This is a genomic window from Agrobacterium sp. a22-2 (assembly GCF_012276985.1).
Taxonomy (GTDB): Bacteria; Pseudomonadota; Alphaproteobacteria; order Rhizobiales; family Rhizobiaceae; genus Allorhizobium.
Genome location: NZ_JAAXMM010000016.1, coordinates 31,418 through 47,171 on the forward strand (window position 1 = coordinate 31,418; position 15,754 = coordinate 47,171).

Here is a 15,754-nt window from a genome sequence, read left to right on the forward strand (position 1 = left end):
AATTGGTAGCGGCGCCCTATTCGGACGCACGTGCTGCCGTCATCGCCGCCGGTGACGGCAGCAACGCCTTATACCGGTGAACCCTTGCGGCATTAAGGCAAGCGAAACAGCGGCGAATAGGCTGCTCGTCAATTCCGACAACTGGCATCGAACCTATGCCTTCTAAGAAAGTCAACGGTGGCTACGGTAGAAGCCGTGCGGCCCGTCCTGTTCGCCTGGTTGCATTGTTGTAATAACTGGACGCCTGCTGGATCGATCTATGTCGGGACTGCTCCATAGCTTCTGGCAGGGGGACGCCACGATTAGCGGCCTCTGTGAGATACCCCGACCGTCGCCCGTGCGCGGAATATTCCCCCGCCTCCAGGCCAACCAGCGCCGCTCGCTGCTTGACGATGTCGTTGACAGCACTCGGCTCCAGTGCCCGCTCCGAAATGTTGCCCCATCGATCGACTTTCCGAAAGATGCTTCCGCTTTCGATCTGGGCAGCCGCAAGCCAGGCGTTGAGCGCATCCACCGGTCGACCGGTCAGATAGACGACCTCGTCGTGCTCGGAGCCGGACGTTTTGGTGCGACCCAGATGGATGGCGAGAGAGGGGAGGGGAAGGCCGCTCTCGACGGTGATCGGCGGCTCGACTGTGAGCTGCTCCCTGCACAAACCGGCAATCTCGCTGCGACGGCGGCCGCCGGACGCGAACGCCACCATCAAAATTGCACGGTCGCGGATATCCCTCAGGCTGTCTGTGCTGCAGGTCGCGAGGAGCTTGGCAAGGACATCTCCGGTCACGGCCTTCGCGCTTTTGCGTTTCCTTGGCCGCGGCGTCCCCCGCACCGCAAGACGGATCGCGGATTTCAGCGAGGGGGAGGAGAAGACGCCGGTCAGCCCGCGCCATTTCGTCAGCGTCGACCAGCTGGCAATCCGCCGGCGCACCGTGTCGGGCGCATGCGGCCCCGACGATCGAAGGAAACCTTGTTCGCGCAGGGTCACCTCGACGGCGGCCGGCATGCCGTGGAGCGCATCGATGTCGCGTTGTTCGGGTTGCCAGAGATGGTGGGCGACGAATTTCAGCAGCAGTGCTTCGGGCGCCGGCCATGGGAGGGAGGCGCCGGTCGCGGCAAGCGACCAGGCCTGCAGATAGGCAAGGTCAGAGGTGAGTGCCCGCAAGGTGTCTTCGCCCATGCCCTCGTTGACCAGGTGGCGCAGCGTTTCGACATCCTGGTCGGTCAGCAGTTCGGCCAGTTCGTCGCGCCGGTCGATCGGCAGGACGGCGGCGATCGTGTCCAAGGTCTCGGTGCGTTTCTCGATCGAACGTGACAGCGAGCTGCTCATTTCGGCGGCCCGTTCTCATCATAAAATTCATCGTGGTTAGAAGTTTGTCTGTCAGCCGCAGGTCTTCCTTCAGCCATCAGTCCCAAGAGCCTGTCGCTGCTAAGATCGGAATCCTCCCGCACAGCCGTTAACACCGCAATGGGCACGCCTTCTCGGCAAATGATCACCTCGTCGTCGCGCTGGGCGAGAGATATCAGTTCCTCAAGCCGTTCGGCCGCCTCGACAGGTTCCGCGAAGATCTTCATTCGTCCCACCTCCTACCAGACCCGCTCATGCAGTATCGTATCGAACGCCAGGTCAGTCGAGAGGAAGGTGGAATGCTCCAGCCGCGCCTGTGCGGCAAGAATCCTATCCCACGGATCGCGATGTTCCCAGTCAAAAGCCGCTGCGAGTTCGGCATCCAGATCGGTGATGGCCAGGGTCTGCAGGCCGCTTTCTGTGACGGCGGCTCGTAGTTCCTGTTGTGGCTTTTAGCTCCCGATTTCAATTGAAGCGCTAAGCGAGAATTCCGACACCAAAATCTCCTCTTACGATTTCATGCGGAGGAGGGGAGGGGGCCAGCTAAAGCCCTGAAGCCTTGGTCAAATTCACGCGGAAGCGATCACGTCGACGTTGATATCTGCGGGTCATCTCTGCGGACGCGTGCCCCAGTTGCTTCTGGACATATCGCTCATCGACTTCGGCAGAAGAAGCGAGGCCAGCACGAAGGGAATGACCGGAGAACTTAAACGCGCGCTCGATCTCGCTGAGATCACCGCGAACGCCGGCCGCCATCGCGGTCCGCTTCACCAGCCGAGCCACTTCCTTGTCATTCAACCGTTCTGGCCCAACCGCTTTGCCTTGTCCCGTGACCCGACGGAAGAGGGGACCATGAGCCAGCTTGGCGAACTTGATCCAAGTCTCGATCGCGGCGACCGGACACGTCGCGTCAGACGAGCCGCGACCGACCTCGACCTCTCGCCATCCGGTTTTTCCGCGCAGGGTTACGAGCATTCCCTTGTCGAGGATCTCGATCCATCCCTGGCCGTCTTCGGTCTGGTCTGCCTTCAGATCGAGGTCGACGATCTCGGAGCGGCGAAGACCACCGGCAAAACCGATGAGCAACATGGCGCGGTCGCGCAAGCCGCGCAGAGAGCCGCGATCGAGCGTTTCGATCATGGCGATGACATCCTCGGCCATGACCGCCTCCTTCTGAACGGGCGGCCTGGCATGGCTGTTGCGAATCCCGGCCATAACGGTTGCGATATGTCTGTCCTTGCGATCAAGCGTGAGGCCGCGCTGGGTATAATTCCAGGATATCGAGGAGAGGCGCCGTTCGATGGTTGAGACGGAGTTGGCCTTGGCGTTCCTTTCTGCTGTGCCGGAAGCGCAGGCAGTGATGTAGAGCCCGACTGTTGGCGGATGTGGGGGGAGGGGAGCCAGATTGGACCGTCGGCACCAGGCAGAAAAATGCTTCCAGTCCGAGGTGTAGGCTTTGCGCGTATTGGCGGAACTGGCGGCTTCGACATAACCCCGGGCACGATCAGCAAGGCCTGCGAGATGGGACGGCGTCTGATCCTGACCGGCGGGAGAGGGGAGGGGGCTTTCGCCCAACACCTCCGGCGCGGAAACATCATACCCGGGCGCTGTGCTGAGAGACGGCGCTGAGGTCTCCTCGACGTGAATTTCGCTGTTTTGCTCGATGATTTGGCTCATTTCTTTATAATGGACAAAACGTCCGATAATGCAAGATTATCGGACGTTATTTATAGCCGACAGTCTGTGCAGTTGAGACGGGCATTGCCGGCTTAAACCGCGCACATGATTTACACTCTGGCGCATGGATTCGCTCGCGCCCTCCGCTTCAACGGCTCCCGCTTGGTCGCCCCGCCTGCCGGGCTGGGCCCTGCCGCGTGGTCGCGATACTGCGAGATCGACGCCGCCTTCGCTGCCGGTATCGCCCCGAAATCGCTTGACGATCTGCTCTGTGCCGAACCGCCGTGGCTTGGCTGCTGGCGTGATCGTCTGGCCCTCAAAGCGGCCTCCGTCGCCGCCAGAATAGTTGATCGTAGCGAGGAGGAAAACGCCATCCGCGATGCCGTGTCGTTGACCTCTGTCAGTCGGCGCGGGGGACGATCCCGGCCCCGCAGGAAAGCTGTTTTTAGCCACACGATTGCTGACGCGCCGATCTGATACAGTCGGCACGCCGTTCGTCAAGGAGCTTGCCGAGCTTCTGGGGGGCGCTGGGACGACGGCCTTGCCTTGATCCCGGATATGGTCGATTCTGCGATTCAGACCGGGCGAGCAGCGCCCTTCGCCGTGGCGGACCTTGTAACGGCGATCTTTGCCGTTCGTCCGGACGCTGAAGGGCTGGTCTATGGGCTGGCCGAAGTGGTTCTGGCGCACAAGCTCAAATGGCCGAAACCGGTATCGCTGCTGTTGGCCGAACGCTATGGCCCAGCTTTCAGGACGATCGGCGGAAGAGACCGCGTTCGGCCGGGCGAGTCGGCTTATCCAAAGGCAATCTGCACTAGTTTCGCAGTTCCCTTACCCGCACGCCGAACACCTTAAGAAGGCCTTGTTCTCCTGCAGGGGATACATGGAGCGCTCGGGACTGATCAACGCGCTTGATCCATTTAAGATCGAGCATGCGATTGAGGAGGGAGGTGCCGACACGGCCTGCGAAGTGGTGCCGCCGCTCACTCCAATCTAAGCACGTTTTACATAGGGGTTTCGCCGATCTCCCGGTGTGAATATCAACGCCGAAATCCACAAGGAAGTCATGACCAGAGTTCGTAACGAACGCTGATCCCTCTCTTATGATGATTGCCTCACGCTCCTGCAAAGCATCGGCAATCGCCAGCCCAAGCTTTCCGGCAACGTGGTCGTAACACGTGCGCGCAAGACGCAATTCCTCGTCTTTCGGTCCAGGTCTAAAATACCTTGTAGGCTGACTGGCTGCGAGTATCGACAACGCCTCTAGTGCGTCTGCTACATCACTTGAGGCTAGGCGATAATAGTGGAATCGTCCCTGCCTTTCTGCCTCGACCAATCCCGCCTCTAGTAGTTTTGCGAGATGGCCGCTGCTCGTCTGCGGGGTAACTCCTGCTAATCGGGCGAGTTCGCCGGCAGTAAGTGCTTTTCCACTCATCAAGGCCGCTAAAATAGTTGCTCGTGCAACATCGCCCACAAGAGACGCAACGCGAGCGATAGTAGGTCCGTTGGCTGTGGTAATCATGAGGCGCGCTCCTGAAGATCGACGTTTCGGCCGCGACCGAAACGTGGCCTGTTCAATAGATGGTACGTTGTCCGGCCTAAGAGGAGGTAGCAATGGACAATCTTGATTACACTTTATGGGCGTGCGCAGTATTGTTGCTTTGCTCGGTCAGCGCAATGATGGTCATCGTCCGAGATCTGATTTTGATTGATGGTGATGAACCCGAGTCCACCTCAGGTCTTTCAAATACCATGCGGCTCGTTTTCGAAGAATGGCCATCAAAACGCCGACAGCGCATGGCGTTGAAGGAACTCACGGATGAAGCTTTAAACGATATCGGGATAACCCGCGCGCAGGCGCTTTGTGAATCGAACAAGCCATTCTGGTGTTGATGTCACAGAACTTTGTGAGCCAGCTCGACGAAGATTCCCAGAGCCAAGAGAATGAATGAAAGGCCTGCGGCAATTTGAAAATAGACAAAAATCCTTTCGTTACGAAACACTGATGACGCCACTTTTCCTAGCAGCCCGTAGGTCATGTAGACGCCGAATACGGTCCCTATCGTAATCGAGAGGATAACGGCATTATGTGCGGAGCTGAGGTCCGAAAGGTCTAAATAGGATGAAAGAACAGAAGTGTATAGGATGACTGGCTTTGGATTCGTCATCGAAATGAGAAAGCCATCACGAAATGGATAATCGCTTAAACTGTCGCGATTGAATTGGAGGCCGCTCCGGCGCGAATTGACCCTCAAGTCGTAAAGGACTTTAACGCCTAGATACAACAAATATGTGGCGCCGACTGTTTGTATAGTGAGTTGCAAATATGGCCTTTGCGCAACAAAGAGACCCAATCCCATTAGTACTATGGCGCAGAACACCACTGCTGCAAATGTGGTGCCTAACGGAGCAAGAATCCACTTGTTACCGTCCAATGTAGCGCCATAGCGAATACTATTGATTGCATTTGGCCCAAGTGGGATCGAGGCTAAGAACCAAAAGACAAAGAATGCTGAGTAAGTCGACATAAATAGTACCCTTCTGACTCATAATAGCGGCCTTTCAGCAACCTGTCGCAGATGAAAATCCCCGCCGGTGCCATATGAGTGGATCAGCTTGAGGAAGGCCGGCTCGTATGGTTTGTACTTCGATGAAGAACACAGTGTGAGTAGCAACCTCAGACACGCTATGAATGCGCCCTTCGCAGCTAAATATAGCACTGCGAAGAAATGGGCAGCTGAAGCCGTCGCCACGTACCCAGTTGGATGATTTGAGTTCTTCGTTCCCAGACTTGCCCTTCAAATTAGCGCAAGCTTCCGCGACATCAATATGCTCGACGGCTAAAGTGTTAACGCAAGCCAGACCGTTCTCTTTTAACTTCGCATTCATTCTGGATGAGTGCGATACGCAAGCAAGCAGTGTTGGTGGCACTAAACTAACGGAACAGACGGACGAAGCCGTCATAGCACCTTCGCCGGCAGGTCCGCAGGTACTTAGCACATGAACCGCGAGAGCGACCTCCGACATCGCTTGCCGGAATAGATCCGGCAAGTCGACATCGTTGGGCGATACCTTCATTCTTGAAGATATTGGCATCAGTTCAGAGCCTTATCGCGGTAAGCTGAAACATCGATCGTTTTAGTCTCTTCGACAAGCTCGCCGTAAAGCTCCTTGTACCGGGATTCCTCCCAAGGGATGTAACCCCAGAGAAGAACGTCACGATGACCGAGCTTCGCGTTTTCAACAAGCTCGATGTCAGTGACGTTATGGTAGACATCCGTGTCCTTGACGATCAGAGCTGTTCCCGGCTCCAACAGCGTTTCAAACATTGGAGAAGCAGTCTTATCGGCGAGGATCTGCGACGCACCACCCACGATGTTCTGTCTGTCGATCGACACCATCACCGCGAACTCGACACCATCGCGATGCGGTCCTTCTGGGACGCACTTCCCGGAATCATCATTTTTAGCGAGAGTCCGGAACTGGTGGACGCGAAGGAAATAATCGCGGTCCACGTCCAGAGGCACATTTGCGGTGCATTCCGCGATAATGCCAGTTACATCAGCCTCGATCGGTTCGAACTGGCGATCGATGTCGCCCAATGTCTCGTGATACGTCTTGCTCTGGTAATAAGGCTTGTGAGCAAGCCGAGATATACTTACCTGGCTACGGTCAGCGCTGAGGCGAAGTTTGAAATTGGCATAGCGCCGATAACGTTCACGAAATTCGAGGTAGGGATCACGCCGAAGATCGGAGTAACTTGCCCGTACAGCTTCGGGAATCTCTCGGACTTTCAGGGTCACATAGTTTTCCATTTTTCGTTCTCCTTCCTTGGTTGCATGTCAGATTTTGCAAGCCGCGGCGATTTCGGTCGGATAGCTTGCCACTATCTCGGTTATCGCACCGATTTCCGTTTGATCCGCTACCGCATCGGCACACCATTCGATAACTGCTGGAAGGGTCTTGATGGCTTCCATGTAGTCACCGATGATCGGAGTAACTGGAACTTTGTACGTTTCGAAACGCATGACAACGGGCGCATAGAATGCATCCGCAATTGAAAAATCACCGAACAGAAAGCGGCCATTCGAGCTGCTACGGCACTTGGTGATGATGTTTCTTATCCGGTCAACGTCTGTAACCGAAGGGATTGGGAGTGCCGCGAAATCGGTGACATAACTGCCGATAGACATTGGTAGCAAGCGGCGCAGCGCTGTGAAACCTGTCGCCATTTCCAAAGTTACCGCGCGCGCCTTTGCGCGCGATTCTGCTTGCGCAGGCCATCCTTTGCCAGAAAGGAACACTTCGGATAGATATTCACATATCGCCAAAGATTCGTTCAGCCGATCCCCGTTATCAAAGATCAGCACCGGAACGCGGCCATTAGGCGACGCGGCATGCATGAACTCATCGGTTCTAGCTGTATGTCGACGCGTTCCAGGCTCGACTTCAAAACGAATGACTTCCTCTGTGAAGGGGATCCCAAATGTCTTCATGAACACCCAAGGGCGCATCGACCAAGTTGAATACCGCTTCGTGCCTATTATTAGCTTCATAACTGGCACCCCTCAGATATCAGCTAAAACACGAGCAAGCTGAGAACAGGACGCGAAATCGTGACTGTTGAATATCGCGTTCTTTTGCGCAAAGGGCGGCGAGTGGGCGAACATATAAAAGTTCAGCCGGTAATTCGAATACTCCGAATTGAGCAGGTCATTTGTGAGCGATATTAGCTTGTGGCGCCGTTCGTGGTCCCACCCATCGCTGAGGGAGTAATATTTCCTCGAAATATCTCTGACCTCTTCCATGAAAAACGTTTCATGGCCGGCGGTGAGCGGCGGCTGGCCGCCACACAGCTCTCTGGTTATGTGTATTATTTTGTGAAGGTTTTCACATAGAAGGTAGCGCCCGGAGTACATCATCGGCTGATTTGGCATCCAGTACCCGGCTGGGCTCACAGAACCGGTCTCGATCGCGCCGACGATAAACGCGTGCGCCATCTCCTTGTATGAGATGAGCTCAGCCAGCTTTTCGCGAACTTGGGGGATTTTCGTGCCGCTGTTTTGATCACAGTTTAAAAAGGCAACGCCAGCGTAGAGCTTCCCGAGCGCATACAGACGTGTCATGAACATGAACATACTGTACCGGTGGAGGCTTCCCCGCACAAAGTTTGCGAGTTTGGTGTCATTGTAAAAGAAGACGTCTTCCCAAGGCACCAGGGCGTCATCGAAAATGACCATGCTCTCAACTTCGTCGGCACGGGCAGATAAGGGGCGATCAGCAGCGTCATGCCGCGAATAGGCATCACGGCAAACGATTTTCACGTTGGCATCGTTGAACCGATTCCACAGAAAGCCCACCGCATAAGGTGAGAGCTCTTGTCCGCCCCAATTCGCCACGGTTGGCTTCACAAATGCTTGGTTCGCATACGCCGCACCGGTTTCGTATTTTGCTCCCCGAACGATAAGCCCAGCATCTGTCTCCTTGACAACACGCAGTAACAGATCTGCTTCACGGTCTTCTGGATTGCTCGAACGGTTGCCCTTGGGGTCTGCATTCCCAGAAACGTGATAAGGATCGTTCCAGAGAATATTCTGCATATGCCGTTCAATGTTATTGGCGAAAGAAGGGTTCCGATCGCGAATGAACGGCAAGCCGTCCATCATCGACCAGACAGCCGGTATAGTCTCGTCTCCGACCCTCGACGGGAGGTGCCTGACATCCAAAAAAACGTCTTCGAGAATTTCCAGCTTGTCATACCAATCTTCCTTTCGCAGCGGAGGTGTGTGAAGACGCGACACCCATGCCCCGGCCTCGGCGTCGAAAATTGCGCCCTTCTTTACCCGCCCTGGGTCTTTCAACGCATCATATATTTGTGCTCGCAGATTTGCCGTCTTGTTCAGCTCAGGGTTCCTTAAGGCTGAATCGTATTTCTTTCCGTGAATAAAAATATTACGGCCGTCGCAAATGCTGTCGAGATACTGCTCTCCGCTACGCATGCGGGTTTCGTCAGGAACGATGGCCTTTAAGTCTCTTTGAATATTCATCGGCTTTTTCCCTTGCTGGTTCCGAAAATACCTGCCTTACTCGGCCGCGATGTGTGGCTTCATCCGAGAGGAAACTCCGTCAACGAAGAGGTTGATTGGGAGCGGTTTCCTGGAGTTCAGAACCTTGAGAATATTCGTAGCGGCCCGAGGCATGATGGGGTAGGCGGCTTCAGCCCACGACCGTAGGAGTTCACGCGCAGCGCCGTCGGGCTTTGCGAACCCCGATGGCTCAGTAATCTTGGCTTCGATAAACTTGAGGGCCCAGACGATATCGTAGGTGGCCTGTCGCAAATGAAATCGGTCAAGTGAGTAACTTTTGAAAATCCGTTCTCGAACGCGACGGGCGAGGGCTACGGCGTTGTCTGAGACGCCGTCAGAGCTTTTGTGAAGTTGGGAATCATTGAAGGCTTTGGCGGTTCTGGACCAGACATCACTGAGTTTCGTGCTGACAACGTGCACCAGTTCCGCTTCGTTGAAATTGCCCGTCTCAAATCCTGGGCAACTATAAGCGGCATAGAACCGCAACATGTCAGGATCGTATTTGGCAGCCATATCACGTGCCCACAGCACGTGATTTTGACTTGTTGAGAATTTCGACTGATCGAGATGATAAAATTCGTTGATGAGGGTCGCATCTGGCAGCCAGTTTTTACGCCCAAGAGCTATCAAAAGCGCGACATGTACGATCGCGTAGAAATACGAATTGTCGTAGCCAAAAAAATTGACCACCGAGCATTTTGCGCCAGCCTCTGGTCCCCCAAATTTTTTCTCATACCCGTAGACGAAATCGGCCATTATTTCCGGCCAAGCATTGATGACTTGGCTCGGGAAATCCGAATGGTCGACGCTGATCCCCCAATTGCCGGGGACTGATACCGGAAAATCCGGCAGGGGCTCTTTCAACACATCTTCAACAAGCCAGCGGTAGTGAAACCTGAACGGTCGGTCCTCAGTATAGAATTCGGTGATCTCAGCACGGAAACGCTCCGGTTCCAGCACCAAGACCTCAACCTCTCGGAGCTCTATTGGCTCCGAAGGATGGACCGTATCTTTCGGATCAAGCAATGTAGCGGCAGAGTTTGCATGGCCGCAGGCTTCACAGATCCCGCATTTGCAGCTGGCTGAGCAAGTAGGGCAGTAGCCGGACACCCCGGCCTCGTCGAGAAATGCATTTCTGCTCGGTGAAAAGAAGAACGGAAAAGGCTTTTTGACAAGAAGCCCAATGTCGTAGAGGCCAACGAACAGGTCTCTAACAAAGCCATTGCTCTCGGGGTTCGGTTCAAAATACATATCGGTCTCACAACCGAAGGTCGCCAGCGTCTCGATGATGTCCACAGTCCATTGATGTGCCAACTCGCGGGGCTCTTGGCCTTGCTGCTCGGCAGTGACGCGAACGTACGACTGATTTGTATCGCTGTAACAAAGGACGAACGGTTTAACCGAGGCGGCCTTTGCGAACACATCGCCGGCGAGAAACGGGCCCGCTAAATGGCCTAGGTGCAATCCCCCGTTCGGTGTTGGGGGCGGCAGAGTTACGATCAGATTTTCGGCTGCTTCCCTTTGCATAGCGTATCCTCCTACGTTTAGGCATGCCCTGAGGCATGAGGGTTTCCGCTGCCACCCATGTCCCAATAGATGTCGATGAATGTGAAATCCGCAGTGCCGTCGTTGACGAGCTGGTGACGCCAATTGCGAGGGATGTAGACAACATCTCCCTGTGAAAGGACGGTCTGCTGCCCCTCCAGATGCAAGGTTGCAGTTCCCGTGGTCACCAGAAAGGCTTCCTCTTCATCGTGGAAATGCTCGTCCACGGCCGTGCCTGGCTGCACTTTCACCCAAATGACGCCAAACTCGGTGATGGAGCGTTTGGTGTCCACGACACCGCTCCAAGGCAAAAGCCGTCTTAGGTCGCAGTTGTACTCAAAAGTGAACTCTGCGTTTGAACCCTTGCGCAAGACATCGCTCCAGCGAAACTCGTGCGTGACACTTTTCATCACATTATCCATGGCTACTTCCCCGGTCGCTATTCGCCTGCCGCAAGACGAGGCAGGCGGGCTTCTGGCGTAATTGCAAACTGGTTATGGCAAAGATGCTCTCCGATAGAGCTGGCAATCAGCTCGGATCTGGTCGCTAACAAGCTGAACGAGCCGGCGTCGCCAAAGCCGTGGGTTGACTCGCATAATCCATTGACGAAAAGAGGCGGCAGTTCCCCATAACGTTCCTCATTAAGAACACGGAAATCCCGCGAGATCGCCAAACCTCCATCACTTCGATACTGAAATCTCGGGGCGAGCGACCTTAGGAGAGGATGGTAACGCTCCTGATCTGGAGAGCTTCCAAAATTGCGGTAACCGGTAGCGAGAATTATTGTGTCAACCTGAAGAACGCGGGGCTCTTCGCTATGTCGATCATGTAGTTTAAGTTCGAACCCAGATCCTTTCAGTGGTTCGACGGACTCTGTGATCTGGTTGTCAAACAGCAGGACCCGATTTGTCCCCGCGACCTTCTGCTCGTAGAGCAGGAAGTCGAGGCTCGCGATCACGTCATGATCCGCAGCACCATAGTTGCTCCGCCACAGTTCGCGCGTCATCTCCGATTGCGAGTGCTCAGATGCCGAATAAAAATAGTCTATGAATTCCGGGCTATATATCTTCTCAGTAAACGGGCTTACGTCTTTCAGTTTGAACCCGAACCCCCTTGAAACACAGGCAATAGCAACTTCAGGAAGGCGGCTGTGGAGATCTAGGATAATCTCCACGGCGCTTTGCGATGCACCGACGACCGCTATCCGGCCGATTGAACGATCACGAGCCCAGTTCTTAACTGTGCTGAGGTAGTTGTCCGAATGAATCACACGTGCGCTGATGTAGGGCTGGTACTGCACCGGGATATTTTGGGATCTGCCGACCCCAAAGCTGATCGTGTTCGCCATGTAGATTTTCCCGGAGCCGCATCGAATAATGTACACCGGCTTGCGGAGAGGGCCGTCGATCAGATCGATCCCTGTCACGCTCGCATTGTAGTCGACCGCGTGAGAGAACTTGGCCGCAACCCACTTCACGTAGGATGCATACTCGCGCCTCGGGGGGAAAGGGGCCTCTAAACGAAGAAAATCGAGCAATCGGCCTTGGTCATGTAGATAACTCAGAAAGCCGAACGGACTGCGAGGGTTTCTCGGAGTAACGAAATCCCTGAGGGGGTTGTGCTGAATATCTGAACCGGGCAGAAGCATGTCCGGCTGCCAGTCTGTTTCAGAACGTCCTTCCAAAAACCGAACTCTGGCTAGAGAGTTCTGTTCTTGCAAAGCGATCGCCAATGCAATGTTAGATGGCCCGAAGCCGATTCCAATACAATCATAGATTTCTTCAGGCGATATGCTTTTCACTCCGTTGACTCGCATCGGTAAACCCTCAGATTTTTGGTGTTGGGGAGTTAGGCGAACCGCGCGAGCGGAATAGGCTGCTCGCTGAGGACGTCTTCAAGGACATTTACGAGGGTCACCAAACCCTTCTCCAAGGTATCGTCATCGATATTAAGTGGCGGCAACAGCTTAACGATCTCGTCATTTGGCCCGCAGCATTCGATGATCAAATTGCGCTTGAAGGCAATATCTTTCACGTTAGCTGCGACGTCAGTGGAAAGCGTGTCAATGCCAATGAGCAGGCCTTTTCCTTTGATCCTCAGTGCATATTGGTCGGCAATCGGGCCCAAGACCTTTAGCGCACGCTGTCCCTTCGCGAAAACCTCGCGTGACAGTGTTCCGGTCGACCAGTACTTTTCGATAGCAGCGGTCGCAGTAACAAAGGACAGGCTTGTGCCTCGAAATGTCCCGTTGTGCTCGCCGGGTTGCCATACATCAAGGTTCGGGCGGAGAAGAACCAGTGATAAAGGTAGACCAAAGCCAGACAACGACTTCGAAACGGTAACGATATCGGGCACCACGCCCAGGCTTTCAAATGAAAAGAACGTACCCGTCCGACCGCAACCAGCTTGGATATCATCCACAATAAGAAGAATGTCATTGTCCCGGGCTATCTGAGCGATGGATTTAGCCCAGTCGACTGAAGCGACGTTCAGCCCACCCTCTCCCTGCACGGTTTCGAAAATGATAGCTGCCGGCTTCGACAGACCACTGCTTGGATCAGAAAGAAGCCGCCGGAGTTGAGCAGCAGTATCAACCCCTGGACCGTAGTACCCATCAAATGGGTGGCGAAAGACATGGGTTAGCAGAGCTTCGCTCGCGCCCCTGTGGTGATCACTTCCTGTCAAGGCGAGGGAACCGAGAGAGCAGCCATGAAAGGCATTTGTGAAGGCAACGACATTCGTTCGGCCGGTTGCCTTCCGCGCCAGTTTAACAGCAGCCTCGACAGCGTTCGAGCCAGTCGGTCCGGGGAACTGCATTTTGTAATTGAGACCACGTGGACGGAGGATCACCGATTGGAAAACCTCGATGAAAGTCCGACGAGCCACAGATTGAATATCAAGCGTCATCTGGACGCCATCGCTCAGCAGGTAATCCGTCGCCGCCTGCTTTATCGCTGGCTCGTTATGTCCGTAATTCAACGAACCGCATCCAGAAAGAAAATCGATATAGGGCACACCATCTTCGGTGCATACAACCGCGCCTTGTGCCTGCTGAAGCACAAAAGGGTAGCTTCTAGAGTATGACCTGACTTCGGACTCGTAATCTCCAACCTCGTGCATAGAGACTCTCCCACCTAATCCAATGCGTTACATTTCTCGCGTGACGGACAGTTTTTGCATGCTTTATCAGTCGCTTGCATAGGCAAAATGCCTCTTGTCTCTAACCTTACGAGGTCGGAGAGCGATCCTGTTTAAAGACTTTGAAACAGCGATATTCCGCATCCGGCGGAAAACGACTTAGTATCGCTGATGCGAGAAATACTAGGCAGAGTTGAATTCATGTCAACCGGCGCGCGCAGAAAATAGTCGCTGTCCGTGTGCAATTGCTCAAAAAACAGTGTTACGACGATCACGATAACTGCCTAATCCGTCACGCTTTTCTAACGTGACAAGACGTCGGAAAATAATTTTTTATGACTACGGGTAAAATCTTATGTCTGAAAAATTGTCTCAGAACTTTTGGAACAAGACTGAGCAGATGACAGTTTACTCCCGTTTACGCAGGATAAAATCATGGCAAAATCATTCGAGTACGGCGTAATTGGATGTGGTTTGATTGGGTCCGCTGCGGCGAAATATCTTGCCAACGGTGGTGCAAGCGTGGCTGCTGTAGGCCCGCAAATTCAGCCGTCACACAGTTATTCGACACTGTTTAACAGCCATGATGATCAAACGCGCATCTACCGGACGCTTGATGACGATGGTCAGTGGGCAAACTGGGCTAGGGCTTCGGTGGAGAGATATTCCCTCATCGAAGCAGAAAGCGGTATCTCATTCGCCACAAAAGCAGATTGCCTGATCATAAGGGACACTCCACGAAGCTTTGATAGGATGGATACAATCGCCCGAAAAAATCGAACCGAACATCGCGCCTTAGATGAAGGTGAAATACGGCACCTGCTCGACGGCGTGGCCCATGAAACAGTGCATAGTTTGGAAGCACGCATTGAGACAAAATTGGCCGGAATATTGAACCCTCGACGATTGTTGGAAGCTCAACAGCTTCTCGCCAAACGCTATGGCGCTACGTTTATTGACGCTATCGCCACAGAGATCGAGTTTGGCGCTGGTGGCGTCGAGGTCGTCACAAGCGTTGGGAAATTTCGCTTCAGGAAGGTAGTATCTTGCACTGGCCTATACTCAGCATTCTCTCATATCATGCCCCCGGCCAAAACTTTGGGTCGCACCATGACATTTTTTGAGGTCTCACAGTCCTCATTGGATCGTTTCCGGCTCCGCCACCCAGTGATATTTCAAGCTAAGGGGTTTGATGTCTATATCGTGCCCCCCACCTTGCATCCGAATAACAAATATTACCTCAAGATCGGAGGTGACCCCAACGACTACGAACTTCAAAGCTCAAGCGACGTAGCTGATTGGTTCCGCAGTGCAGGCAGACCTGTCGTAAGCGAATTTCATCAGAACGCGCTTAGAATAGTGTTTCCTGCCTTCCAGCTTACACCGGCATGGACGAAACCTTGCGCAGTGTCCCAAACTGTTAGTGGACGCCCTTACCTAGGATCAGGATTAATCAATAATACATGGGGCTTTACGGGTTGTTCCGGGTCGGCAGCCAAAGGCTCAGATGAAATAGGCAGGCATGCCGCATCGATAATTACGCAAGACAACGCGAGGTGATGCGTAAGACCGTCGTCTAATAGCGAGATTTGCAAGCGCCTTTTTAGGTGTGAGAGGCTGTTTGCCGAGAGCATGGTCGTCTACGCGGTCGACATGGGTCGCCGCATTATGGTGCTTCGCGGGACGATCCTTCCAATGTATGTTTCGCCCGCTCCGAGCGAACTCGTGGTGCAACGGTCTTAACGGAATGGACCAGCCTCGGTCCCGGCAGGGACGCCTCTTCACGCCATGGGCGTTACAGAGCTCGCGAGTTAGGTGGTGGCGTAACTATCCGGTGAAGGCCGCTACGGTTTCGCCTGATGGAATGCCCACGTTTAGCGAACGCGCTGTTTAGCCGGATCGGGAGTTTCGGGTTGAAAGCTGCTTGTCCGCCGCCGTGGACAGAAACGGACAAGCCGCCACA

At 54.2% G+C, this 15,754-nt stretch carries 16 protein-coding genes and 2 pseudogenes; 4 read left to right on the plus strand and 14 right to left on the minus strand.

The window, feature by feature from the left end:
* Positions 1–181 precede the first annotated feature (181 nt).
* The 4 genes and pseudogenes from HFC70_RS21830 to HFC70_RS21845 all read right to left on the minus strand — a co-directional run bounded on the left by HFC70_RS21830 (position 182) and on the right by HFC70_RS21845 (position 3,022).
* Positions 182–1,327: a site-specific integrase gene (locus tag HFC70_RS21830; RefSeq protein WP_168475415.1), complete on the minus strand. Its 1,146-nt coding sequence runs from the start codon at positions 1,325–1,327 to the stop codon at positions 182–184.
* Positions 1,324–1,572, minus strand: a complete 249-nt coding sequence (locus tag HFC70_RS21835) for a type II toxin-antitoxin system Phd/YefM family antitoxin (RefSeq protein WP_168475416.1) — start codon at positions 1,570–1,572, stop codon at positions 1,324–1,326. The genes HFC70_RS21830 and HFC70_RS21835 overlap by 4 nt, the downstream gene beginning before the upstream one ends.
* A 12-nt stretch (positions 1,573–1,584) precedes the next feature.
* A pseudogene (locus HFC70_RS21840) lies at positions 1,585–1,797 on the minus strand (type II toxin-antitoxin system VapC family toxin); the annotation flags it as partial.
* A gap of 91 nt (positions 1,798–1,888) precedes the next feature.
* The gene (locus HFC70_RS21845) at positions 1,889–3,022 is read right to left on the minus strand and encodes a site-specific integrase (RefSeq protein ID WP_168475417.1); all 1,134 of its coding nucleotides are present in this window, start codon (positions 3,020–3,022) and stop codon (positions 1,889–1,891) included.
* Between the two features lie 105 nt (positions 3,023–3,127).
* Between HFC70_RS21845 and HFC70_RS27310 the strand changes: the two genes are divergently transcribed.
* Entirely contained in the window at positions 3,128–3,499 is a 372-nt protein-coding gene (locus HFC70_RS27310; RefSeq protein ID WP_368669776.1) for a DUF1403 family protein, read from the plus strand.
* A pseudogene (locus tag HFC70_RS27315) lies at positions 3,480–3,877 on the plus strand (DUF1403 family protein). Before HFC70_RS27310 ends, HFC70_RS27315 begins: the two are co-directional and overlap by 20 nt.
* Here the strand turns inward: HFC70_RS27315 and HFC70_RS21860 are convergent.
* Positions 3,837–4,544, minus strand: a complete 708-nt coding sequence (locus tag HFC70_RS21860; protein ID WP_168475419.1) for a helix-turn-helix transcriptional regulator — start codon at positions 4,542–4,544, stop codon at positions 3,837–3,839. The pseudogene HFC70_RS27315 and the gene HFC70_RS21860 sit on opposite strands and share 41 nt — an antisense overlap.
* 92 nt (positions 4,545–4,636) lie before the next feature.
* Here HFC70_RS21860 and HFC70_RS27065 point away from each other — a divergent pair, with 92 nt between their 5' ends.
* Complete coding sequence (locus HFC70_RS27065) at positions 4,637–4,915, plus strand: DUF1127 domain-containing protein (RefSeq protein ID WP_246735907.1); 279 nt, start codon at positions 4,637–4,639, stop codon at positions 4,913–4,915.
* A 2-nt stretch (positions 4,916–4,917) separates the two neighbouring features.
* On the opposite strand, the gene HFC70_RS21870 is transcribed toward HFC70_RS27065, so the two are convergent.
* Genes HFC70_RS21870 through ectB form a run of 9 tightly spaced genes read right to left on the minus strand, consistent with a single transcriptional unit; the run spans position 4,918 to position 13,773 of the window.
* Positions 4,918–5,550: a LysE family translocator gene (locus HFC70_RS21870; protein WP_168475420.1), complete on the minus strand. Its 633-nt coding sequence runs from the start codon at positions 5,548–5,550 to the stop codon at positions 4,918–4,920.
* A gap of 34 nt (positions 5,551–5,584) precedes the next feature.
* A complete protein-coding gene (locus HFC70_RS27320; RefSeq protein WP_368669777.1) occupies positions 5,585–6,118 on the minus strand; it encodes a flavin reductase in 534 nt (177 codons plus the stop codon).
* Positions 6,118–6,837 (minus strand): 2OG-Fe dioxygenase family protein, encoded by a 720-nt coding sequence (locus HFC70_RS21880; RefSeq protein WP_168475422.1) that lies wholly within the window; start codon positions 6,835–6,837, stop codon positions 6,118–6,120. The genes HFC70_RS27320 and HFC70_RS21880 overlap by 1 nt, the downstream gene beginning before the upstream one ends.
* A gap of 27 nt (positions 6,838–6,864) precedes the next feature.
* Complete coding sequence (locus HFC70_RS21885) at positions 6,865–7,578, minus strand: glutathione S-transferase (protein ID WP_256368940.1); 714 nt, start codon at positions 7,576–7,578, stop codon at positions 6,865–6,867.
* 12 nt (positions 7,579–7,590) lie between these two features.
* Positions 7,591–9,069, minus strand: coding sequence for a 4-hydroxyphenylacetate 3-hydroxylase N-terminal domain-containing protein (locus tag HFC70_RS21890; protein ID WP_168475424.1), 1,479 nt, complete (start codon positions 9,067–9,069; stop codon positions 7,591–7,593).
* Positions 9,070–9,105: 36 nt separating this feature from the next.
* Positions 9,106–10,635, minus strand: coding sequence for a class I tRNA ligase family protein (locus HFC70_RS21895; RefSeq protein ID WP_168475425.1), 1,530 nt, complete (start codon positions 10,633–10,635; stop codon positions 9,106–9,108).
* Between the two features lie 17 nt (positions 10,636–10,652).
* Positions 10,653–11,075 (minus strand): cupin domain-containing protein, encoded by a 423-nt coding sequence (locus HFC70_RS21900; protein ID WP_168475426.1) that lies wholly within the window; start codon positions 11,073–11,075, stop codon positions 10,653–10,655.
* Between the two features lie 17 nt (positions 11,076–11,092).
* Positions 11,093–12,469 carry a SidA/IucD/PvdA family monooxygenase gene (locus HFC70_RS21905; RefSeq protein WP_168475427.1) on the minus strand — a complete coding sequence of 459 codons (1,377 nt, stop codon included), beginning with the start codon at positions 12,467–12,469 and terminating at the stop codon, positions 11,093–11,095.
* Positions 12,470–12,501: 32 nt separating this feature from the next.
* Positions 12,502–13,773, minus strand: a complete 1,272-nt coding sequence (gene ectB, locus HFC70_RS21910; protein WP_168475428.1) for a diaminobutyrate--2-oxoglutarate transaminase — start codon at positions 13,771–13,773, stop codon at positions 12,502–12,504.
* Positions 13,774–14,226: 453 nt separating this feature from the next.
* Between ectB and HFC70_RS21915 the strand changes: the two genes are divergently transcribed.
* Positions 14,227–15,351, plus strand: a complete 1,125-nt coding sequence (locus HFC70_RS21915; protein ID WP_168475429.1) for an FAD-binding oxidoreductase — start codon at positions 14,227–14,229, stop codon at positions 15,349–15,351.
* Positions 15,352–15,754 lie beyond the last annotated feature (403 nt).